Source organism: Frigoribacterium faeni (assembly GCF_011761235.1).
Lineage (GTDB): Bacteria > Actinomycetota > Actinomycetes > Actinomycetales > Microbacteriaceae > Frigoribacterium > Frigoribacterium faeni_A.
Map to the genome: position 1 here is coordinate 1,039,608 of NZ_JAAOYW010000002.1, position 18,837 is coordinate 1,058,444.

18 protein-coding genes are annotated in these 18,837 nt (G+C 73.6%); 9 read left to right on the forward strand and 9 right to left on the reverse strand.

Annotation, left to right across the window (positions count from 1 at the left end):
- Positions 1–48 precede the first annotated feature (48 nt).
- Both FHR78_RS11405 and FHR78_RS11410 read right to left on the reverse strand, forming a co-directional pair.
- Positions 49–1,749, reverse strand: a complete 1,701-nt coding sequence (locus FHR78_RS11405; protein WP_166760574.1) for a ribonuclease J — start codon at positions 1,747–1,749, stop codon at positions 49–51.
- Positions 1,750–2,331: 582 nt separating this feature from the next.
- Complete coding sequence (locus FHR78_RS11410; RefSeq protein WP_243862285.1) at positions 2,332–2,814, reverse strand: GNAT family N-acetyltransferase; 483 nt, start codon at positions 2,812–2,814, stop codon at positions 2,332–2,334.
- Positions 2,815–2,840: 26 nt separating this feature from the next.
- Between FHR78_RS11410 and FHR78_RS11415 the strand changes: the two genes are divergently transcribed.
- Entirely contained in the window at positions 2,841–3,374 is a 534-nt protein-coding gene (locus FHR78_RS11415; protein ID WP_243862286.1) for a PadR family transcriptional regulator, read from the forward strand.
- 5 nt (positions 3,375–3,379) lie between these two features.
- Entirely contained in the window at positions 3,380–5,092 is a 1,713-nt protein-coding gene (locus tag FHR78_RS11420) for an AarF/UbiB family protein (protein WP_166760576.1), read from the forward strand.
- A 36-nt stretch (positions 5,093–5,128) separates the two neighbouring features.
- Here the strand turns inward: FHR78_RS11420 and FHR78_RS11425 are convergent, their stop codons facing one another.
- The 3 genes from FHR78_RS11425 to FHR78_RS11435 are packed head-to-tail and all read right to left on the reverse strand — an operon-like array spanning position 5,129 to position 7,858.
- Positions 5,129–5,806: a methionine ABC transporter permease gene (locus FHR78_RS11425; protein ID WP_347878164.1), complete on the reverse strand. Its 678-nt coding sequence runs from the start codon at positions 5,804–5,806 to the stop codon at positions 5,129–5,131.
- The gene (locus FHR78_RS11430) at positions 5,799–6,836 is read right to left on the reverse strand and encodes an ATP-binding cassette domain-containing protein (RefSeq protein ID WP_166760577.1); all 1,038 of its coding nucleotides are present in this window, start codon (positions 6,834–6,836) and stop codon (positions 5,799–5,801) included. Before FHR78_RS11430 ends, FHR78_RS11425 begins: the two co-directional genes overlap by 8 nt.
- Positions 6,833–7,858 (reverse strand): MetQ/NlpA family ABC transporter substrate-binding protein, encoded by a 1,026-nt coding sequence (locus FHR78_RS11435; protein ID WP_166760578.1) that lies wholly within the window; start codon positions 7,856–7,858, stop codon positions 6,833–6,835. Before FHR78_RS11435 ends, FHR78_RS11430 begins: the two co-directional genes overlap by 4 nt.
- 197 nt (positions 7,859–8,055) lie before the next feature.
- Between FHR78_RS11435 and FHR78_RS11440 the strand changes: the two genes are divergently transcribed.
- The 4 genes from FHR78_RS11440 (at position 8,056) to FHR78_RS11455 (ending at position 11,521) form a co-directional block, all read left to right on the forward strand.
- Positions 8,056–9,348, forward strand: a complete 1,293-nt coding sequence (locus tag FHR78_RS11440) for an acyl-CoA dehydrogenase (protein WP_166760579.1) — start codon at positions 8,056–8,058, stop codon at positions 9,346–9,348.
- Positions 9,349–9,453: 105 nt separating this feature from the next.
- Positions 9,454–9,681 carry a hypothetical protein gene (locus FHR78_RS11445; protein WP_166760580.1) on the forward strand — a complete coding sequence of 76 codons (228 nt, stop codon included), beginning with the start codon at positions 9,454–9,456 and terminating at the stop codon, positions 9,679–9,681.
- A 308-nt stretch (positions 9,682–9,989) separates the two neighbouring features.
- The gene (locus tag FHR78_RS11450) at positions 9,990–11,153 is read left to right on the forward strand and encodes an inorganic phosphate transporter (protein ID WP_166760581.1); all 1,164 of its coding nucleotides are present in this window, start codon (positions 9,990–9,992) and stop codon (positions 11,151–11,153) included.
- A gap of 2 nt (positions 11,154–11,155) precedes the next feature.
- Entirely contained in the window at positions 11,156–11,521 is a 366-nt protein-coding gene (locus FHR78_RS11455) for a hypothetical protein (RefSeq protein WP_208393065.1), read from the forward strand.
- A 151-nt stretch (positions 11,522–11,672) separates the two neighbouring features.
- Here the strand turns inward: FHR78_RS11455 and FHR78_RS11460 are convergent, their stop codons facing one another.
- On the reverse strand, positions 11,673–12,641 hold the full coding sequence (locus tag FHR78_RS11460) for a GlxA family transcriptional regulator (protein ID WP_166760802.1): 969 nt from the start codon (positions 12,639–12,641) through the stop codon (positions 11,673–11,675).
- A 97-nt stretch (positions 12,642–12,738) separates the two neighbouring features.
- Here FHR78_RS11460 and FHR78_RS11465 point away from each other — a divergent pair, with 97 nt between their 5' ends.
- Together FHR78_RS11465 and FHR78_RS11470 are read left to right on the forward strand one after the other, a co-directional pair.
- Positions 12,739–13,485: an HD domain-containing protein gene (locus tag FHR78_RS11465; protein WP_166760583.1), complete on the forward strand. Its 747-nt coding sequence runs from the start codon at positions 12,739–12,741 to the stop codon at positions 13,483–13,485.
- Positions 13,486–13,528: 43 nt separating this feature from the next.
- Entirely contained in the window at positions 13,529–14,578 is a 1,050-nt protein-coding gene (locus tag FHR78_RS11470; RefSeq protein WP_166760584.1) for an LLM class flavin-dependent oxidoreductase, read from the forward strand.
- On the opposite strand, the gene FHR78_RS11475 is transcribed toward FHR78_RS11470, so the two are convergent.
- Positions 14,575–15,525 carry a helix-turn-helix transcriptional regulator gene (locus FHR78_RS11475; RefSeq protein ID WP_166760585.1) on the reverse strand — a complete coding sequence of 317 codons (951 nt, stop codon included), beginning with the start codon at positions 15,523–15,525 and terminating at the stop codon, positions 14,575–14,577. The two genes, FHR78_RS11470 and FHR78_RS11475, sit on opposite strands and share 4 nt — an antisense overlap.
- Before the next feature lie 101 nt (positions 15,526–15,626).
- Here FHR78_RS11475 and FHR78_RS11480 point away from each other — a divergent pair, with 101 nt between their 5' ends.
- Positions 15,627–16,319, forward strand: coding sequence for an SDR family NAD(P)-dependent oxidoreductase (locus FHR78_RS11480; protein WP_166760586.1), 693 nt, complete (start codon positions 15,627–15,629; stop codon positions 16,317–16,319).
- Here the strand turns inward: FHR78_RS11480 and FHR78_RS11485 are convergent.
- Together FHR78_RS11485 and FHR78_RS11490 are read right to left on the reverse strand one after the other, a co-directional pair.
- Positions 16,316–16,492 carry a hypothetical protein gene (locus tag FHR78_RS11485; RefSeq protein WP_166760587.1) on the reverse strand — a complete coding sequence of 59 codons (177 nt, stop codon included), beginning with the start codon at positions 16,490–16,492 and terminating at the stop codon, positions 16,316–16,318. The genes FHR78_RS11480 and FHR78_RS11485 overlap by 4 nt on opposite strands.
- Positions 16,493–16,738: 246 nt before the next feature.
- Positions 16,739–18,715, reverse strand: a complete 1,977-nt coding sequence (locus FHR78_RS11490; RefSeq protein WP_166760588.1) for a cytochrome c oxidase assembly protein — start codon at positions 18,713–18,715, stop codon at positions 16,739–16,741.
- Between the last annotated feature and the right edge of the window lie 122 nt (positions 18,716–18,837).

Sequence of the window (18,837 nt, forward strand, 5' to 3'; positions counted from 1 at the left end):
GTGAGGAGCCTTTCGCGTCGGTTCACGGCCCCTGAGGGCCGGGGCGGGTCAGTCGGCGTCGATGACGACCGTCGTGATGACGGGCGTGCGGCGGTGGCGACGGAAGAACCAGCGGCTGAGGCCGTCCTCGATGGCGCGCTCGGCGGCCTCGCCGTCGACGTGGCCCCGTGCGGTGGCCTGCTCGAGGGCCTTGGCCGCGACGTCCTCGGCCTGGTCCTCCCAGCCGACGGCCTCGACGAAGCCGCGCGGGATGAACTCGACGGGCTCGACGAGCTTCTGCGTGGCGAGGTCGTAGATGCCGAGCACGGTGATGTGGCCCTCCTCGGCGAGCGAGAGGCGGTCCTTGAGGGCGTCCTCGGTGGCGACGCCGATGGTGGCGCCGTCGACGAAGACGTAGGGCGCGGGGATGCGCCCGGCGATGCTGGCGCGGCCGCGGTCGAGGTCGACGACGACGCCGTCCTCGACGACGAGCACCCTGTCCTCGGCGACGCCGGTGGCGATCGCGAGGTCGGCGTTGGCCGTGAGGTGGCGCCACTCGCCGTGCACCGGCAGCACGTTCTTCGGCTTGACGATGTTGTAGCAGTAGGTCAGCTCGCCGGCGCTGGCGTGGCCCGAGACGTGCACCTTGGCGTTGCCCTTGTGGACGACGGTCGCGCCCCAGCGGATCAGGCTGTTGATGACGCCGTAGATGGCGTTCTCGTTGCCGGGGATGAGCGAGCTCGCGAGCAGGATGGTGTCGCCCTCGCCCACCTTGATGATGTGTTCGCGGTTGGCCATGCGCGAGAGCGCCGCCATCGGCTCGCCCTGCGAGCCCGTGCAGATCAGGACGATCTTGTTGTCCTGCATCTTGCTGAGCTGCTTGAGGTCGACGACCAGGCCCTTGGGGATGTTCAGGTACCCGAGGTCGGAGGCGATGCCCATGTTGCGCACCATCGACCGGCCGACGAACGCGACCTTGCGGCCGTGCTTGTGGGCCGTGTCGAGCACCTGCTGGATGCGGTGCACGTGGCTGGCGAAGCTCGAGACGACGATGCGCTTGGGCGCCTCGCGGAACACGCGGTCGATCGCGGCGCCGAGGTCCTTCTCGGCGGTCGTGAAGCCGGGCACCTCGGCGTTGGTCGAGTCGGTCATGAACAGGTCGACGCCCTCGTCGCCCAGGCGGGCGAAGTGGTTGAGGTCGGTGATCCGCTTGTCCATCGGGAACTGGTCCATCTTGAAGTCGCCCGTGTGCAGCACGAGACCGGCGCTCGTGCGGAGCGCGACGGCGAGGCCGTCGGGGATGGAGTGGTTCACGGCCACGAACTCGAGGTCGAACGGGCCGGCCTGGTGGTGGTCGCCCGCGGCGACCTCGTGGGTGATCGGCGTGATCTTGTGCTCCTGCAGCTTCGCCGTGATGAAGGCGAGCGTGAGCTTCGAGCCGACCAGGGGGATGTCGGGGCGCTCCTTGAGGAGGTAGGGCACGCCTCCGATGTGGTCCTCGTGGCCGTGCGTCAGCACGATGGCCTCGACGTCCGCGAGGCGGTCGCGCAGCGGCGTGAAGTCGGGCAGGATCACGTCGATGCCGGGCTGGGTCTCTTCGGGGAAGAGCACGCCGCAGTCGACGACGACGAGCTTGCCCTTGTGCTCGAAGAGGGTCATGTTCCGGCCGACGTCGCCGAGGCCGCCGAGCGGGGTGACGCGCAGGGCGCCGCGCTTCAGGGGCTGGGGCTTCTTGAGGTCGAGGGAGTGCTTGGTCGCGATGTTCGGCATGCTGGCCGCTTTCTGTGGAGGATCGCGCGAGGTGTGCCCGCACGGAGGTGTCGGTGTTCTGCCGGGGTCCCGCCCGGCTCGGAAGGCTGTCCGGCTGCTCGCGGTGCGGCCGGCGAAGGAGGCGCTGGTCGCGTCGTCGGCATCGCTGTCGAGCACCGCGGTGGGCGACCACGAGGCGATCCGCCTCGCCGCCCGTCGGGGTTTCGGCTGAGACGTTCGTTCATCCACGGTGTGATCGCGTCGACCACCAGGAGCGTGGTCCGTCGAACTGTCGACCCCAGTGTAAGCCCCCCGGCCCGGGTGCACGGCGACCCCGCGGGTCGGAGGTGGGCGTCGAGCGGTCAGTTCGGGTCGCTCGGGCCGCCGGGGACGACCCGAACCGACCACTCGGCGCACCGACCCCGACCCTGGGTGCCAGCCCCGCTCTTGCCTCTCCTCGTTCAGGAAGCTCGGTCCTGATCCGCGCGGCGGGGAGACCCGCAGTCCTGAGTCGTGCACGGTTCAGGAACTGTGCCCCGTGCCCTCCTGAGCCGGCGCAGTCAGCCGACGGAGGCGTCGGTCCCGTCGGCGGGGCCAGGCCCGTCAGCCGGGCGTGACGGCGCGCAGGTCACGCTCGTACGTGCGCATCGGGCGACCGAGCAGGGAGTGCTCGAACGGCTCGCCGATCGCCTCCCAGCCCTCGCTCTCGGAGAGGTGCAGGGCCGCGGCGTCGTCGAGCAGTGCGTGCAGGACGACCCGCGTGTGACCGAGCTCGGCGAGCCGATCCGTCACGTGACGGATCAGCGCTCGCGCGAGACCCCGCCCCTGCGCGGCCGGCGCGACGGCGAGCAGCCCCAGGACGGCAGCGTCCGTCGGGTCGGACGTCGTCCACGTGTCGATCCTGCCGGGCGGAGGCCGGGAAGCGGTGGGCGTCGGGCGTCGAGTGGTCAGTTCCGGTCGCTCGGGCCGCCGGGGACGACCGGAACCGACCACTCGGCACACCGGCTCCGACCACTCGGGGCACCGACACCGACCCTGGGTGCCAGCCCCGCTCGCGCCGGGGCCCGAGGTATATCGTTCGGGCATCGCTCGACCCTCGACAGGAGATCATCATGGGCACCTCACGCAACCCCGGCACCTTCGGCGTCGACCTCGAGGGGATGTGGCAGGCGATGGATCAGCTCCGCTCGACCTTCGACCGTCGCGACGGTGCCCGCGCCCCCCGCGGCGAGGTCCGCGCGGCGATCCTCGCCCTGCTCGGCGAGCGGCCGATGCACGGGTACCAGATCATCCACGAGATCGACGAGCGCACCGGCGGCGACTGGAAGCCCAGCGCCGGCTCCGTCTACCCGACCCTGCAGCTGCTCGCCGACGAGGGCCTGATCGAGGCGGAGGAGACCGACGGCCGCAAGGTCTGGTCGCTCACCGATTCCGGCCGGGCCGCCGCGGGCGTCGACGAGACCGACCCGTGGGCGCCGCAGCGCGCCTCCGGCGACCGCCGCACCGCCCTGCCCAAGGCGGGCGTCGAGCTCGCCCGGGCGACCGCCCAGGTCGGCCGCACCGGCACCCCCGCCCAGGTCGACGAGGCGGTGGCGGTGCTCGACGAGGCCCGTCGGCGCATCTACTCGATCCTCGCCCGAGACTGACCGGGGTGGCGTCGCCCCGTCCCGACGAGGCAGGCCCCGCGGTGCGCGACCGGGCCGGTCGCGCGCGGTACCGCCGCATCCTGCGGTTCGCGTCCCGGCACCTCGCCGTGACCTGGTGGTTCGAGCTGGTGCTGCCGCGCCTCGGCCTGCGCTGGCTCGCCGACCGCACCCGGCCGCGGCGGATGCAGCGCTTCGCCCGCGGCTTCCACGTGCTCGCCCTCGACCTCGGCGGCCTGATGATCAAGGTCGGCCAGTACCTGTCGTCGCGCCTCGACGTGCTCCCGCCCGAGATCACCAAGGAGCTCGAAGGGCTTCAGGACGAGGTCACCCCCGTGCCGTTCCCCGAGATCAGGGCGCTCGCCGAGGCCGAGCTGGGCGTGCCCCTCGACCGGGTCTTCGCCTCCGTGTCGCCCGACCCGATCGCCGCCGCCTCGCTCGGGCAGGCGCACCGCGCCGTCCTCGGCCCGGTCGACGCGGCCGACACCGGCCTGGTCGACGTCGTGCTCAAGGTGCAGCGTCCCGGCATCGACCGCATCGTCGACGTCGACCTCGCCGCGCTCCGCAAGGTGGGCGGCTGGCTCAGCCACGTCCGGCTCGTGTACGACCGGGTCGACGCGCCCGCCCTCGTCGAGGAGTTCGCCCGCACCAGCCTCGAGGAGATCGACTACCTGCACGAGGCCGCGAACTCGGCCCGCTTCGCCGCGGACTTCGCCGACGACGACCGCGTGGGCGTGCCCGACGTCGTGTGGGAGCGGTCCACCCGCCGCGTGCTCGTGCTCGAGGACGTCTCGGCGATCAAGATCACCGACGCCGCCGGGCTGCGCGCCGCCGGCATCGACCCCGTCGAGGTCGCCCCCGTCTTCGCGGCCGTCATGTTCGACCAGCTCTTCGGCAACGGCTTCTTCCACGCCGACCCGCACCCGGGCAACATCTTCGTCACCCCGGTCGAGGCGGCCGAGGGCGAGCGGCCGTGGCGCCTCACCTTCATCGACTTCGGGATGATGGGGGAGGTGCCCACCGGCACCCGGAACGGCCTGCGTCAGCTGCTCATCGCGGCCGCGTCGCGCGACGGCAGCGGCATGGTCGGCGCCATGCGCGACCTCGGGGTGCTGCTGCCCACCGCCGACACGATCGAGCTCGAGCGGGCCGTCACGGCCACGTTCGCCCGGTTCGGCGGCATGGGCTTCGCCGAGCTGCGCGAGGTCGACCCGCGCGAGTACCGCGAGTTCGCCGGGCAGTTCGGCGACCTGATCCGGTCGCTGCCGTTCCAGCTGCCCGAGGACTTCCTGCTCGTCCTGCGGGCGGTGACCCTCACCTCCGGCGTGGCCAGCGCCCTCGACCCGGTCTTCAACCTGTGGGACTCGGTCGAGCCCTACGCCGCCCGCCTCGTCCGCGACGAGCGCGGCAACGCGGTGCAGGACGTGGCCCGCCGCGCGGCCGACGCGGTCGGCGTCGCCGCTCGGCTGCCGGGCCGCCTCGACCACCTCGTCGGCCGCCTCGAGGACGGCACGCTCGAGGTCGGCAGCCCCCGCATCGAGCGGCAGCTCGGCCGGATCGAGCGCACGGCCCGCCGCGTGCTGGCCGCCGTCCTGTTCGGCGCGCTGCTCATCGCGGGGGCGGTGCTGAGGGCCGACGGCGACGGGCTCGGGACGGCCCTGATGGCCGTCTCGGCGGCGCCGCTGCTGTACGCGCTGTTCGCCGGTCGCCTCCCGGGCTGAGGGCGGCGCGGGCCGCGCGGCCCGAGCGACAGCCGCTCACGCGCGCGCCGTCTCGTGCAGCACCCGTCGGGCGACGACGTTGCCGAGCAGCTGCGCGGCCTGCACGAGCACGATGACGATGATGATCACCGTCACCATCACGACCGTGTCGAAGCGCTGGTAGCCGTAGGTGATGGCGAGGTTGCCGAGCCCGCCGCCGCCGACCAGCCCCGCGACGGCGGTCGCGTCGACGAGCGCCACGAAGATGTAGGTGAGGCCCAGCACCAACGGGCCGAGCGCCTCCGGCACGACGATGGTGACGAGCACCCGCAGGGGCGATGCGCCCATCGCGGCCCCCGCCTCCACCGATCCGCGGTCGACGGCGACGAGGTTCGTCTCGGCGATGCGCGCGATCGAGAAGGTCGCCACGATGGTGAGGGCGAAGATCGCCGCGCCGGTGCCGATGCTCGTGCCGATGACGACCCGGGTGAGGGGCGAGATCGCGACGATCAAGATGATGAACGGGATGGGGCGGATCACGTTGATGACCGCGTTCAGCGTCGTCGAGACGACCGCGTTCTGCAGCAGGGCGCCGCGTCGGGTCGAGTAGAGCACCAGACCCAGCACGACGCCGAGCACCGTCGCGAGGACGAACGACACGGTCACCATCTGGAGCGTCTGCAGCAGGGCCGTCCAGATCTTGGGCCAGAGCACGGCGGGGTCGATGTCACGCACCGGCGACCACCTCCGTCACGGTCGTGGTGCGCCGGAGGTCGACGATCGCGGCGTCGACGGCGGGGTCGTCGCCGAGCAGCTCGACCGTGAGGTCGCCGAAGAGCCGTGACTGCAGCTCGCTCACGCCGCCGTAGACGACGTTGAAGTCGACGCCGTGGGTGCGCGCCACGCGCGACAGGAACGGGTCGTTCGACTCGCGGTCCTCGACGTGGAGGCGCACGATGCGTCCCGTGTGGACCTCGCGGATGCGTCGCAGGGCCCCGGGGGTCGCCTGGTGGTGCAGCACCGACGAGACGAACCGCCGCGACGTGGGGTGCTGCGGGTCGGCGAACAGGTCGTAGGCCGACCCGGTCTCGACGACCTCGCCGCCCTGCATCACGGCGACGCTGTCGGCGAGCTCGCGGATCACCTCCATCTCGTGCGTCACGAGCAGCACGGTGAGCCCCTGCTCTTCGTTGACCCGGCGCAGCAGGTCGAGCACCTCGCCCGTGGTCTGGGGGTCGAGGGCGCTCGTCGCCTCGTCCGAGATGAGCACGTCGGGGCGGTTCGCCAGCGCCCGGGCGATGCCGACGCGCTGCTTCTGGCCGCCCGAGAGGCGCGACGGGTACTCGAGCGCCTTCTCGCTGAGCCCGACGAACTCGAGCAGCTCCTCGACGCGGTCGACGGTCTCGTCGCGGGACAGCCCGGACAGCCTCAGCGGGTACGCGACGTTGCCGTAGACGGTGCGCGACGACAACAGGTTGAACTGCTGGAACACCATGCCGATGCGGCGACGGGCGGCGTACAGCTCCCGGCCCCGCAGCGCCGACACCTCGCGTCCGTCGACGACCACCCGGCCGCTCGTCGGCCGCTCCAGGGCGTTCACGGTGCGCAGCAGCGTCGACTTGCCCGCGCCCGAGTAGCCGACGATGCCGAACACCTCGCCGCGGCGCACCTCCAGGCTGACGTCGCGCAGGGCGTCGAACCGGCGCCCCTGCACCGTGTACGACTTCGAGACGTGCTCGAACGAGACGACCGGGGCCGCCGTCACGAGGTCAGCTCGCGGGCGGCGGTCTCGAGCTCGGCCAGGGTGCTGCGCAGGTCGGCGACCGGCACGTCGACGAGCACGGTGGCGCCGAACGACTCCTCCTCGAGCGCGGCCGCGACGCGCGGGTCGGCGTAGGCGTCCGCCAACTTGGTCCACGCCTCGTCGTCCGCGTCGTCCGCCCGGGTCACGACGGCGTTGACGTAGGGGCGCGACTCCTCGCTGAGCGAGTCGTCGAGGTAGAGCGCGTCCTCGGCGTCGACCTGCTGCGACGGGTCGAAGTACGAGGTGCCGACCACGACGGCGTCGAGGCTCGGGTCGTCGAACTGGGTGGGGATGGTCGTCGCGCCGATCGGCACGAACTCGAGGCCGAGGTCGTTCGTCACGACGTCGTCGACGGTCGGGTACAGGCCGACGTCCGGGCCGAGCTCGATCAGCCCGGCCGCCTGCAGGATGAACAGCGCCCGGGCGCCGTTCGACGCGTCGTCGGGGATCGCGATGCGCGCGCCCTGCCCGAGCTGGTCGAGGTCGTCGATCGTCGCGGAGAAGACGCCCCACTGCGTGATGGTGGTCGAGAACACCGGCGTCAGGTCGGTGTCGTGGGCGACGTTGTAGGCGCTCAGGAACGCCGTGTGCTGGAACGCGTTGGCGTCGACCTCGCCGGCGACGAGCGCCGAGTTCGGCAGCGTCCAGTCGTCGAAGTTGACCCAGGTCACGTCGAGGCCCTCCTCGGCCGCGACGGTCTTCACCGCGTCCTGCAGGTCGCTCTCGCCGCTGCCGGCGATCTTCACGCTGATCCGGTCGCCGCCCCCTGCGCCGCCGCCGGTCGCGGCCTGGGCGCCGTCGCCGGACCCCGCGGTGGCCGACCCGGCCCAGAAGCCGCCGCCGACGAGGGCCGCGGCGACGACGACGCCGAGCCCGGTCAGCAGGCCGCGTCGCCGCCGACGGCGCGACCGGTCGAGGGAGGTGCGGAGCCCGACGGGCGGGTCGGCGGCGGGCGTGGACTGCGGTGCGTCGTGATCGGACACGGTGACTCCTCGGTGTGGGGGGACGGGCGGTCGGCGTCGGGGCGGGGTGCGCCGCGGGAGGGCCGACCGGCTGGTGGCTGCCGACCCTGCCACGGCCGTCGCCCCCGCCGCGACGACTCTTGCGACATGTGTCGTGACGTTTCGTCATGTGTCGCCGGGCCTGTCGCAGGAGGCGCGGGCATGACACAAAGGAGCGCATGACCGACAGCACGAGCGCCCCCGACCCCCGCCTCCTCGACGACCGCATCGAGGCGGTCTTCGGGCCCCTGGTCGACGACGTCGCGGCCGGCGCCGTCGCCCGCGAACGGGACCGCCGCCTGCCCGTGGACGAGGTCGACCGGCTGCGCCGGGCCGGCTTCGGGGCCCTGCGGGTGCCGGCCGAGCACGGCGGCTGGGGCGCGTCCCTGGAGCAGGAGTTCCGTCTCCTCGTCCGGCTCGGCGCGGCCGACTCGAACCTGCCGCAGCTGCTGCGGGGGCACGTGGCGTTCGTCGAGACGCAGCGGGCCCAGCCCGACGGGCCGCTCCGCACCGAGTGGCTGACGCGGCTCGCGGCCGGCGACGTGCTCGTCGGCAACGCGCAGGCCGAGCGGGGCGACGCGACCGCCGTCACGACCCGGCTGACCGAGGTCGACGGCCGCCTGCGCCTCGACGGCCGCAAGTTCTACAGCACGGGCACCCTCTACGCCGACTGGATCTGGGTCGGGGCGCTGCGCGGCGACGAGCCCGTCGCGCTCGCGGTGCGCGCCGACGCCCCGGGCGTCACCCGCGTCGACGACTGGGGCGGCTTCGGGCAGCGGCTCACCGGCAGCGGCACGACCGTCTTCGACGACGTCGAGGTCGACCCGCGCCAGGTGCTGCCGTGGAGCGACAACGCCGAGCGCCGCCCCCTCGCCTACACGCAGGCGCTCTACCAGCTCGTCCTGCTCGCGACGCAGAGCGGCATCGCCCGGGCCGTGCTGCGCGACGCCGTCGACTTCGTCCGGCCGCGCACCCGCACCTTCGGCGTCGCCGGCGTCTCGCTGCCCCGGGAGGACCCGCTCGTGCAGGGCGTCGTCGGCCGGCTGTCGAGCATCGCGTCGGCGGTCGAGGCGGTCACGCTGTCGGCGGTGCGGGCGCTGGAGGCGGCGGACCGGCGGGCGGGGGAGGCGGCGGACGCCGTGGGCGGTGCGGGAGCCCTGGGTGCGGCGGGCGCGTCGGGTACTGGGGATCCCGACGAGGGGTACCAGGAGGCGCTCGCCACGGTCTTCGAGGCGCAGCAGGTCGTCCTGCCGCTCGTGCTCGAGGCGGCGACCGCCCTGTTCGAGGTGGGAGGCGCCTCCGCGGTGGACTCGGACCGGGCCCTCGACCGGCACTGGCGGAACGCCCGGACCATCGCGTCGCACAACCCCGCCGTGCACCGCGAGCGGGCGCTGGGCGACCGGCGCCTCAACGGCACCCCCTTCCGCACCGGCCCCGTGAGCCGTCACGAACGGCTCCTCCTGCCGTCGTGACCAGCCGTTCGTGACGGCTCACCGACGCGCGGCGCCGGTGCCGCGGGCCTCGACGGCGAGCTCGGGCGCCGGTAGCGTGGCGGGACGTCACCGAGGGGGTACACCGTGAACACCGCGACCGTCGTCATCGTCCTGTTCCTGCTCGCCATCGCCGCGGCCACCGTCGCGATCATGCTGCGCGACCGGCGGGACCGGGCGCTCGCCGCGAAGCTCGACGACGCCGACCCGGGGGCCGGGGTCCGGGCGCAAGCCGACGCCGAGCGCGGACAGGCCGGAGCCCGGGGCCAGGCCGGCGGCGCGTCGTGGTCGGGCGCCGACCAGAACTCGGCCTGACCCGACCTCCTGACCCGACCTCTCGTGGCCGGGCCCGGTCTCACCGGCCCGACCCGCGCCTCCTCGGCCTGGGCAGGCGGTCGAGTGGTCGGCCCCGGCCCCTCCCGGCCCCGCCGACCGCGCATCCTGACCACTCGGCGCCCGCGCCGGCACCCGCGCCCACACCGGCACACCCACCCTGCACGCACTGCACAATTCGCCTGCTGTTCACCGACGCGGCCACGCTCCCGGCCTAGCGTCGCCCGTGCAGGAGCGCGCCCGTCACCGTGACGGCCCCCGGGCCCCCGCAGAGCTGAGGGGCAACGACGATGGACGTCTTCGTCACGGTCACGCTCGTGATCGTCGTGGCGCTCGTGTTCGACTTCACGAACGGGTTCCACGACACGGCCAACGCGATGGCCACCTCCGTCGCGACCGGGGCGCTGAAGCCGAAGGTGGCGGTGCTCATCTCGGCGGTGCTCAACCTCGTCGGCGCGTTCCTGTCGACCGAGGTCGCGAGCACGGTGTCGAACGGGATCATCCGCGAGGGCGAGGGAGGGGTGCAGGTCACCCCGACGATGATCTTCGCCGGCCTCGTCGGCGCCGTCATCTGGAACCTCGCCACCTGGTACCTGGGCCTGCCCTCGAGCTCGTCGCACGCCCTCTTCGGCGGGCTGATCGGCGCGGCCGTGATCGGCGCGGGGGTCGGCTCGGTCGACTTCGCGGTGGTCCTCTCGAAGGTGGTGCTGCCCGCGCTCATCTCGCCCCTCGTCGCCGGGGCCGTCGCCCTCGTCGCGACCTACGCCGCGTACCGGATCACGAAGCAGGCGACGCTGCGCGGCTCGACCGCCGGGTTCCGCCACGGCCAGACGGTCAGCGCCTCGCTCGTCTCGCTCGCGCACGGCACGAACGACGCGCAGAAGACGATGGGCGTCATCACGCTCACCCTGATCGCCGCCGGCTACCAGGGAGCCGGCACCACCCCGCAGCTCTGGGTCGTCCTCGCGTGCGGCCTCGCGATCGCGCTCGGCACCTACCTCGGCGGCTGGCGCATCATGCGCACCGTCGGCAAGCGCATCACCGACGTGCAGGCCCCTCAGGGCTTCGCGGCCGAGACGAGCTCGGCGGCGACGATCCTCATCTCGTCGCACCTCGGCTTCGCGCTGTCGACGACGCAGGTGACGTCGGGCTCCATCGTCGGGGCGGGCCTCGGCAAGAAGCTCGCGACCGTGCACTGGGGCGTCGTCGGCAAGATCGCCTCGGCCTGGGTGATCACGCTGCCCGCGGCCGCCCTCGTCGGCGGGGTGAGCGCCTGGATCGCCAGCACGAGCACCCTCGGGCTCGTCGTCGTGGCCGTGCTCGCGCTGGCCGGCGGCTCCGCCCTCGTGCTGCTCGCGCGTCGCCACCCGGTGACCCACGAGACCGTCAACGACAGCGAGGAGGCGCCCGCCGCGACCCAGCCGGCCGGCGCCTCCCGCGGACAGGGAGAGTGACCGTGTTCCTCGGAGTGGACTGGGGCGCCTTCGTGGTCGTCTTCGTGGTGGCCCTCGCCGCCACCGCCGTCATCGTCACGGCCTTCGCGCTCGGCATCCGCCTGTTCGCCGCCGGGGCGACCGAGCCCGTCGCCGCGGTCGCGGGCGCTGGTGCTGGTGCTGACGCGGGATCGCTCGCTCGGGGTGCCGCCGCCGGTGCCGGCTCGTCGGACGGCGCGGCCCGGAGCGCAGGAGGCGCCGGTCGCGTCCCGACGGACCCTCGCGCCCCGCGCTCCCTCGCCGCGACCGTCGGAGGTGCGGCCTGCTTCGGGGTCGGCGTCGCCGCGGTGCTCTTCGGCCTGTGGATGATCGTTCCCCAGTTCCACTGACGCCGGTCTCGGCGGGCCGACCCGCACCTCCTCGGCTCTCCCGGGCTACTCGCGAGGGGTCGAGTGGTCGGTTCCGGCTCGTGCCGGGCCCTCCAAGAGCCGGGACCGACCACTCGACGCCCGGCCCGAGGGCCAGGGGCCGGGGGCCGGGCTACGCGGCCTCGCCGGCCTCCGCACCGCGGAACGCGGCCCGGTACGCCCGCGGCGTCGTGCCGAGCACCCGCGTGAAGTGGTGCCGCAGCACCGCGGCCGACCCGAACCCGGCCTGGCCGGCGACGACGTCGAGCCCGAGGCCCGTCACCTCGAGCAGGTGCTGTGCCCGGAGGAGGCGCTGCCTCGTCAGCCAGGCCCCCGGCGTCGTGCCCAGCTCGGCCTTGAACCGCCGGGCGAAGGTGCGGGGCGACATGTGGGCCCGTGCGGCGAGGGCCTCGACGGGCTGATCCTCGTCGAGGTGCGCGAGCATCCAGTCGGTGAGCGGGGCCAGGGAGGTGTCGGCCTCCGCGGGCAGGGGCGTCGCGACGAACTGGCTCTGGCCGCCGTCGCGGTGCGCGGGCACGACCATGCGGCGGGCGACGACGTTCGCGGCGGCCGCCCCGGCGACCCGGCGGACGAAGTGCAGGCAGGCGTCGATGCCGGCGGCGGTGCCGGCGCTCGTGATGACCTTCCTGTCCTCGACGAAGAGCACGTCGGGGTCGACGGTGACGCCCGGGTGCTGACGCTGCAGGCGCTCGGCGTGCAGCCAGTGGGTGGTCGCGCGGCGTCCCTCGAGCACCCCCGCGTCGGCCAGCACGAAGGCCCCGCTGCAGACGCTGATCAGCCAGGCTCCCCGCGCCTCGGCAGCGACGAGCAGCTCGCGGACGGCGGGCGAGAGCGTGCCGTCGGCGCCGTAGCTGCCCAGCGCGGGGACGCACACCACGTCGGCGTCCGCGGCCGCCGAGAGGTCGTCGGCGACGGTGATGCCGAAGCCCTGGTTCGTGCGGACGACGCCCGGGTGCTCGGTGACGATCCGGTGCTCGAACGACGGGCCGCCGTCGGCGCTGCGGTCGAGGCCGAAGACCTCGCAGAGCACGCCGAACTCGAAGGGGGCGACCCCGTCGGCGACGAGGGTGGTGACGATCATGCGGTCCACGGGGCCTCCCGGCTGTTGGCAGTCCTGGTGCTGTCGGTGGCGATCCTGCCACTGGTCGGGCGCGGCGTCCACTCGTAGGTTCGGGGGCATGTCGTCCGACGCTGCTGCCCCTGCCTCCTCGCCTGCCGCTGCCGCTCCCGCGCCTGCCGCTCCCGCGGCCGCTGCCGCTCCCGCCCTCGCGACCGCCGCCTCCTCGGCCGCGGTCGCGCGCCTCCTCGTCCCGCCCACCGCCGTCGCCGCCCGTGCCCGAGAGGTCACCGCGACCCACGCGAGCGAGGCTCTGCTCGGTCACAGCGAGAGGTCGTGGGCGCTCGCCGCCGAGCTCGGCCGCCGGGAGTCCGTCGCCGTCGACGCCGAGCTGCTCTACGTCGCGGCGCTGCTGCACGACCTCGGCCTGGTGCCCCCGTTCGACGCCCACGCCGTCGACTTCGAGCAGGCCGGCGGAGCCGTCGCCCGCGTCTTCGCCGCCGGGGCGGGCTGGTCCGAGCCGCGGCAGCGCCGGCTCGCCGAGATCGTCGAGCGGCACATGTGGCCGTCGGTCGACGTCGCGCTCGACCCCGAGGCGCACCTGCTCGAGCGGGCGACCAGCCTCGACGTCAGCGGCACAGGAGGCGCGGACTGGGACGACGCGTTCGTCGCCTCCCTGGTCGCGGCCGTCCCGCGGCTCGGCTTCGCCGCCGAGTTCTCACGCTCGATCGGCGACCAGGCCGCGCGCAAGCCCGAGGGGCAGGCGGGCCGCACGGTGCGTGGCGGCATGCCCGAGCGCATCGCGGCGAACCCGCTCGACCGCCACGCGCCAGGAATGCTCAGCCCCCGCCCCAGGTTCACCCCGTAGAATCATGCACACGCATGAAACGCAGCGGATCGGAGCGCACCCCATGGCACACCCCCTCGAGTTCGGACTCGACACCTTCGGCGACGTCACCGAGCGCCCGGCCGGCGTCGACGGCGCGGGCGAGCTCATCTCGCACGCCCAGTCGATCCGCGACCTCGTCGAGCAGGCCGTGCTCGCCGACCAGGTCGGGCTCGACTTCATCGGCGTCGGCGAGCACCACCGCGTCGACTTCGCGGTGAGCGCCCCCGAGGTCGTCCTCGCGGCGATCGCGGCGCGCACCGAGAAGATCCGCATGGGCTCGGCCGTGACCGTGCTCAGCTCCGACGACCCGGTCCGCGTCTACGAGCGCTTCGCGACGGTCGACGCCCTGTCGAACGGCCGTGCCGAGGTCATCCTGGGCCGCGGCTCGTTCACCGAGTCGTTCCCCCTCTTCGGCCTCGACCTGCAGGACTACGAGGTGCTCTTCGAGGAGAAGATCCAGCTCTTCGCCGAGCTCCTCAAGGACGAGCCCGTCACCTGGCAGGGCACCAAGCGCGGCGCCCTCAGCGACCAGTGGGTCTACCCGCGGCCCGAGAGCGGCACGCTGAAGACCTGGGTCGGCGTCGGCGGCTCGCCGCAGTCCGTCATCCGGGCCGCGCACTACGGCCTCCCGCTGTTCCTCGCGATCATCGGCGGCCAGCCCGCCCAGTTCGCGCCCTACGCCGACCTCTACCGCCGCGCCCTCGGCGAGTTCGGCAAGGAGTCGCAGCCCATCGCGATGCACTCGCCCGGCTTCGTGCTCGAGACCGACGACGAGGCGAAGGAGGTGCTGTTCCCGTACCAGGAGGCACAGACGAACCAGCTCGGTCGCGAGCGCGGCTGGCCGCCCTACTCGCGCGCGCAGTACGAGGCCAGCGCGGGCCCCGAGGGCGCCCTCTACGTCGGGTCGCCCGAGACGGTCGCCGCCAAGATCGCCAAGAACATGGCGCTGCTCGGCGCCACCCGCTTCGACATGCGCTACAGCATGGGCCGTCTGCCGCACGCGTCGATGATGCGCAGCATCGAGCTCTACGGCACGAAGGTGGTGCCCCTGGTGCGCGAGATGCTGGCCTAGCGGCTCCGCGCCTCCTCGGCTCGCGCCCCCTCGGTCCGCGCCCCCTCGGCCCCGACGGCGCCGACCCGCAGGAAGTCGAGGGCGGCGGCCGCCGGGCTGCCCTCGGCGGCGGTGTACGCGACGATCCGCAGCTCGCTGCCCGGCACGGTGAACACGTCGCAGTCGAGCTCGAGCGGGCCGACGAGCGGGTGGTCCATCACCTTGCGCGCCGACTCGTGCACGCCGACGGCGCCGCGGGCCCACAGCTCGGCGAACTCCGGCTCGGAGGCGAGCAGCCCGTCGACGAGGCCCCGGAGGCGCGGGTCGTCCGGGTGGTCCACGAGCGTCCGCCTCAGGTCGGACACGAGCGCGGCCCGGAACCGGGCGCCGCCCGCCCCGTCGAGGTGACGGGTCTGCACGGCCGTGCCGCCGCCTCCTCGGCCCGTCGCCGTCGGGTCCGTCGCCGTGGGGTCTGCCTGTCGGCGGGCGTCGCGGAACGCCCGCACGACGATGTTCCGCTCGCCGGCGGGCCAGCCGTCGGGGTCGCCGAGCAGGCTGCCCCAGAGCGGGCTCCAGGTGAGCAGGTCCCAGGAGGCGGTGAAGACCGCCACGGGAGTCTCGCGCAGCCGCCCCACCAGCCTCTGCACCCCGGGCGGGATGTGCCGCGACACGACCGCCGCCGTCGGGGGCAGCAGGCCGGCGCTGCGGAACAGGTGGTCGCGCTCGGAGTCGTCGAGCTGCAGGGCCCGGGCGAGCGCCGTCGCGACCTGGTCGGAGGGGTGCTGGGCGCGGCCCTGCTCGAGGCGCACGACGTAGTCGACCGAGAGGCCCGCGAGGGCGGCCAGCTCCTCGCGCCGCAGCCCGAGGGCACGGCGCCGGCCGCCGGCGGGCAGGCCGGCGTCACCGGGAGCGAGGCGGGCTCGCCAGGTCTTCAGCAGCCAGCCGAGCTGGTCGTCCTGTGCAGGCATGAGCTCATCCTCTCCTCCCCCGGGGGCGGCTGCCTGGTACTGGCAGTCCTCCCGCCGGGCCGGGCCACGCGCCCGTCGGCGCGGGCGCGCAGACTCGGGTCATGACCACGACACTCATCACCGGATCCAACAAGGGCCTCGGCCTCGAGACCGCCCGCCGCCTGCTCGCCGAGGGCCACACCGTCTGGATGGCGGCCCGCGACACCGCCCGCGGGCAGCAGGCCGCCGACGAGCTCGGCGCCCGCTTCGTGCAGCTCGACGTCACCGACGACGCGTCGGTCGCGGCGGCCGCCGAGCTCGTCGCCGCCGAGGGCGGGCTCGACGTCCTCATCAACAACGCGGGCATCACGGGGTCGCACGCCGACCCGGCCGACCTGACGGGCGCCGACGCGCTGCTCGTCCTCGACACCAACGTGGCCGGCATCGTGCGCACGACGCACGCGTTCCTGCCGCTGCTGCGCGCCTCCTCGGCACCGGCGATCGTCAACGTGACCAGCGGGCTCGGCTCGTTCACCGCGGTGCACGACGCCGACCGTGTCGAGTCGACCGTGGTGGCGCCGCTCTACACGGCGTCGAAGTCGGCCGTGACGATGCTCACGGTGCAGTACGCCAAGGCCCTGCCCGGCATCCGCGTCAACGCGGCCGACCCCGGCTACACGGCGACCGACCTCAACGGCCACTCCGGGCCGCAGACGGTGACCGAGGGCACCGACGCGGTCGTCGAGCTGGCGACCCAGGGGTCCGACGGCCCGACGGGCACGTTCATCGACCGCGACGGGGTGGCGCCCTTCTAGCGGGTGGTGCCGGCCGCGGGGGCGGCGTCGCTCGGCTGCCGGCTCTGCTCCTGCTGCTGGGGCGCCGGGGAGTGGGCCGTGCTCTCGTGGGGCAGCGCCCCGCCGAAGAGGGTGGCCGCCGCGATGCCGAGCACGACGACCCCGAGCTGGGTTCTCACGATGGGGCTCGCCACGGGGGTCCTCTCGGTCGTCGGCGTCGGTCGACGTCGGGTTCCGATCCAAGCCGCACCGCGCCTCCGGCACGACCCCCAGAGCGAGCGGCCCCCGCACGGGGTGCACGTCGGCGCGGGCTACACCCCGAATGCCGCACCACACCTCGAATAAACGGGGTGTCGTGCGGCATTCGGGGTGTGACGCCGGCAGCTGCCGCGCACGAGCGCACGAGCGCAGCCGCGCACGAGCGCACGCGCGCCGCGGGCTCAGCGACCGCTGCGGGCCAGCGCCTCAAGCTGCTCGTTGTACGCCGTCAGCTCGGCGTCGCCGTCGCGGTCGGCCTGGCGGTCCTTGCGCTTGGCCTCGCGGCCGTCGCTGCGGCTCCACATGATCGCGACGACGATGGCCATGGCCACGGTCGGGATCTCGCCGACGCTCCAGGCGATGCCGCCCGCCGCGTACTGGTCCTGCATCGGGGTGACGCCCCAGGTGCGGCCCATGGCGCCGTACCAGTCGGCGAGGAACAGCCCGGTCGCCGTCATGATGCCGATGCCGAAGAACGCGTGGAACCCCATGGTCGCCAGCAGCACGACGATGCGCAGCGGGTACGGCAGGCGGCCCTTGACCGGATCGATGCCGATCATCGACTGCACGAAGAGGTACCCGACGATCAGGAAGTGCACGATCATCCAGTAGTGGCCGAGGTGCGTCGTCGTCGCCCAGCTGAAGAGCGACGTGTAGTAGAAGACGAAGAGCGACCCGGCGAAGAGCACGGCGGCGACGATCGGGTTGCTGATCACGTGGGCGTACCGCGAGTGCACGAGGATCATGATCCACTCGCGCGGCCCGCGGGTGCCGTCGGCCCGCTTGCGGATCGCCCGCAGCGCCAGGGTGACCGGGGCGCCGGGCACGAGCAGCACGGGGATCACCATGCCGAGCACCATGTGCGACAGCATGTGCGCGCTGAACAGGTACGGCTCGTAGACGTTCGGGGCGCCGTTCGTCACGTAGAACAGCACGAGCATGCCGGCGACCCACGACACCGTGCGGCCGAGCGACCACCCGTCGCCGCGGCGGTGCAGGCGCACGACACCGGCCACGTAGAAGAAGATCCCGAAGGCACAGACGAGCGCCCAGAGCAGGTCGACGTTCCACTCCGTCAGGTACCGGATCGGTGTCAGCTCCGGAGGCAGCGCCTCCTCGGTCAGGATCTCTGCCGCGGTCGGGGCGGCCAGGTCGGTCGTCGCGACCTCCTCGACCGGGGTGGCCGTGCGGGCGAGCGCCGACGCGACGCCCGAGGCGAGTCCCATGAAGGCGAGCTCGGCGGCGACGAACCACCAGAAGAAGCGTGCGGTCGCGGTCGGGTGGGTGTCCATGCGCCGCACCAGGTACTGACGCTGCACGACGCCGAACAGGCCGAGCGCGACGAGGGCGAAGGTCTTGACCAGCACGAGCACGCCGTAGCCCGTCGACAGGGCGGCCCAGTCGCCGATCCGCAGCGCCGCGCTGCCGACTCCCGAGACGGCGACGACGACGAAGCAGATGATCGCGACGGTCGAGTAGCGCGCGAGGACGACGCCGATGCGGCCCTTCTCGAGGGTGCTCCGCAGCAGCACGAGCGCGACGAGCCCGCCCAGCCAGACCGACGCGCCCTCGAGGTGCAGCGCGAGGTCGGTGACGGCGGCGTCGTGTCCGCTCGAGCCGGCGGCGTGGCCCTGCTGCGCCAGGGGGATGAGCCCGCCCCCGGCGAGCACGGTCAGGGCGACCAGGGCCCAGATGTTCCGCAGCACGAAGCTCAGCACCGTGACGACGGCGGCGATCAGCGTCGTGGTGAGCCAGGCACGGCCGAGTTCGGTGTCGGTGAGGAAGAACGCCAGCGTGCGGCCGAACTGCTCGTCGAGGGTGACGGGCACGTTGGCGACGCTGAGGAACGTGAAGAAGCTGGTGGCCGCGGAGGCGACGGTCCAGAACCCGGCGGCGCCGGCGGCGATGTCCATGGCGCGCTCGAACTCGGGCCGGTCGCGCGACAGGGCGAAGCAGGTGAGGAACAACGTGCCGATGGTGACCGCGGCGCCGATGTTGCCGAGCATCTTGGCCATGGGCAGCCCGTAGCGCACGACCTGGCCGGGGTCGACGACGAGCGGCGCGTCGGCCGCGCCGCCGAACTTGAGGGCGGCGACGAGGGCCGCGAACGCGACGACCACGAGCAGTGCGGGCCCGGCCGTGCGAGAGAGTCTGGGCATCGCTCCCATGCTAGGTCGCCCCGACCGTGAGCGGGAGCGCTCCGCTCGCCGCCGAGCGATCTCCCGCCGCCCCGCCCGCCCGTTCGTGCAACACCCCCTGGACGCACGAAAGAGGGCGGCGA

Coding starts and splice junctions, on each gene's coding strand:
- FHR78_RS11405 (WP_166760574.1), bottom strand. CDS start 1,749: ATGCCGAACATCGCGACCAAGCACTCCCTCGACCTCAAGAAGCCCCAG.
- FHR78_RS11480 (WP_166760586.1), top strand. CDS start 15,627: ATGACCACGACACTCATCACCGGATCCAACAAGGGCCTCGGCCTCGAG.
- FHR78_RS11465 (WP_166760583.1), top strand. CDS start 12,739: ATGTCGTCCGACGCTGCTGCCCCTGCCTCCTCGCCTGCCGCTGCCGCT.
- FHR78_RS11460 (WP_166760802.1), bottom strand. CDS start 12,641: ATGATCGTCACCACCCTCGTCGCCGACGGGGTCGCCCCCTTCGAGTTC.
- FHR78_RS11470 (WP_166760584.1), top strand. CDS start 13,529: ATGGCACACCCCCTCGAGTTCGGACTCGACACCTTCGGCGACGTCACC.
- FHR78_RS11415 (WP_243862286.1), top strand. CDS start 2,841: ATGGGCACCTCACGCAACCCCGGCACCTTCGGCGTCGACCTCGAGGGG.
- FHR78_RS11475 (WP_166760585.1), bottom strand. CDS start 15,525: ATGCCTGCACAGGACGACCAGCTCGGCTGGCTGCTGAAGACCTGGCGA.
- FHR78_RS11440 (WP_166760579.1), top strand. CDS start 8,056: ATGACCGACAGCACGAGCGCCCCCGACCCCCGCCTCCTCGACGACCGC.
- FHR78_RS11410 (WP_243862285.1), bottom strand. CDS start 2,814: ATGCCCGAACGATATACCTCGGGCCCCGGCGCGAGCGGGGCTGGCACC.
- FHR78_RS11490 (WP_166760588.1), bottom strand. CDS start 18,715: ATGCCCAGACTCTCTCGCACGGCCGGGCCCGCACTGCTCGTGGTCGTC.
- FHR78_RS11450 (WP_166760581.1), top strand. CDS start 9,990: ATGGACGTCTTCGTCACGGTCACGCTCGTGATCGTCGTGGCGCTCGTG.